The sequence below is a fragment of the Halorubrum sp. CBA1125 genome (assembly GCF_009742825.1).
Classification (GTDB): Archaea; Halobacteriota; Halobacteria; order Halobacteriales; family Haloferacaceae; genus Halorubrum.
In genome coordinates this window covers 1-1,745 of record NZ_WPCE01000334.1, presented here as the reverse complement: position 1 = coordinate 1,745, position 1,745 = coordinate 1, and the positions used below count along the sequence as shown (strand labels likewise).

2 protein-coding genes and 1 pseudogene are annotated in these 1,745 nt (G+C 69.7%); 2 read left to right on the top strand and 1 reads right to left on the bottom strand.

The genetic code is table 11. The features are described from left to right. Positions 1 to 432 (top strand): annotated as a pseudogene (locus GJ633_RS16415) (M24 family metallopeptidase); the annotation flags it as partial. Positions 433 to 500: 68 nt separating this feature from the next. Here GJ633_RS16415 and GJ633_RS16410 read toward each other — a convergent pair. Next, a complete protein-coding gene (locus GJ633_RS16410; protein WP_156589619.1) occupies positions 501 to 812 on the bottom strand; it encodes a hypothetical protein in 312 nt (103 codons plus the stop codon). Positions 813 to 942: 130 nt separating this feature from the next. On the opposite strand from GJ633_RS16410, the gene GJ633_RS16405 reads away from it, so the two are divergent. Then, a complete protein-coding gene (locus GJ633_RS16405) occupies positions 943 to 1,572 on the top strand; it encodes a riboflavin synthase (RefSeq protein WP_156589618.1) in 630 nt (209 codons plus the stop codon). The last annotated feature ends 173 nt before the right edge of the window (positions 1,573 to 1,745 follow it).

Sequence of the window (1,745 nt, the reverse complement as noted above, 5' to 3'; positions counted from 1 at the left end):
CCGGATGTACCGCGGCGCGGCGGCGCGGACGTTCGTCGTCGACGGCGACGGCGGGTGGAAGCGGCGCGCACACGTCGCCGTCGAGGCCGCCCGCGAGGCGCGCTCGCGGAGGTCGCCCCCGGCACGCCCGCCTCGACCGTCCGCGCGGAGGCGCTCGCGGAGCTGGCCGCGTACGGCTTCGACCCGAACCCCGATCTCGGCGAGACGGGTGCGGTCCGAGACGTCGGACGCGGCGTGGGGCTGAGCCGTTGCGAGCCGCCGTCGCTCTCGGGCGGGACGGAGCTGTGTCCGGGCCACGTCCTCGTGGTCGATCCGGGCGTCGTCGACCCGGACGTCGGGAGCGTCCGGCTCGGCGACCTCGTCGTCGTCACCGAGGACGGCCACGCGGTTCTCGCGGAGCATCCGCTCGGGATCGTGCCGGAACGACGGTGAATCGGTCGGCGGCGGGGAGGGCAGTCGACGGGGAGAACATCGAGGTGGCGGAGGGCGTTGTCTCGAGGTCACTTCTCGCGGACGTCGGCGGCGGACGAGGCGGACGCGTCCGTCGACTCCGCCTCCTCCGGCGCCGGCTCGCTCGCCCCGCCGCCCCCGCGGAGCTGACGGGGGAGCAGCCCGGAGAGCAGTCCGCGGAGGATCCGGCCGGGATCGAGGAAGTACTGCGGGAGGATCACCATCGCGACGGCGACCACGAGCAGCCCCACGCCGAGCGCGACCTCGCCGGCGACGAGCCGGATCAGCGCGTAGTTCGCGAGCGGGAGGGCGAAGACGAGCGAGGCCGCCAGCCCGATCATGTCCATCAGCCCGAGTCGCATGCGAGGACGTATCGCCCGGGACCGAATAAGCGTGACGAGCCGTCGGTGTCCCACGGGGACCGTCGCGTCTCAGCGGGGCCGGTCGGTCCGGACCCAGAACGGCTATCCGTCGGCCGCCCGCAGGTCCGGTATGTTCACCGGCATCGTCGAGGACACTGGAACCGTCCGCGGTCGGACCGAGACCGCAGACGGGATTCGCCTCCGGATCGGCGTCGACGGCTTCGACGACCTCCGGCACGGCCAGTCGATAAGCGTCAGCGGCATCTGTCTCACCGTCGAGGAGTACGGACGAGCCGACGACGAACGCGGCGGCGACGCGGGGGACGCCGGAACTGGCTGGTTCGAGGTATTCCTCGCGAGCGAGACGGTCGCGAAGACGTACCTCGGCGACCTCCGGAGGGGCGACGCCGTCAACCTCGAGCGTGCGATGCCCGCCGACGGGCGGTTCGACGGCCACGTCGTGCAGGGCCACGTCGACACCGTCGCCGAGGTGACCGCGGTCGAACCGGTCGGCGAGGACTGGCGGTTCACCTTCGCGATCCCGGAGGGACACAGTCGCTACCTCGTCGACAAGGGCTCCGTGACGCTCGACGGGATCTCGTTGACGGTGGCCGAGAAGCGAGACGGCGCGTTCGACGTCGCCGTCATCCCGACGACTTACGAACTCACGACGCTCTCGGAGAAGGACGTTGGCGACCCAGTTCATCTGGAGGTCGACGTGATCGCGAAGTACGTCGAGAACATGCTGGAAGGGTACTAGGGTTTTCGTGGCGAGCGGACGGTATCGATTGGGTTCTCGATCGTGTTGGTTTCACTGGGCCTGACGGTGAAACAGCCGATCGTGAGAGGTACATATCCACTTTTTTCTCGTCGGGTTCTTCTCGTCACTTCGTTTCGCTTCGAGAACCGCTCCTCCGAAAACCCTGGACTGGG

Bases quoted from the DNA above. Each gene is read 5' to 3' on its own strand.
- GJ633_RS16410 (WP_156589619.1), bottom strand. From the start codon at position 812: ATGCGACTCGGGCTGATGGACATGATCGGGCTGGCGGCCTCGCTCGTC.
- GJ633_RS16405 (WP_156589618.1), top strand. From the start codon at position 943: ATGTTCACCGGCATCGTCGAGGACACTGGAACCGTCCGCGGTCGGACC.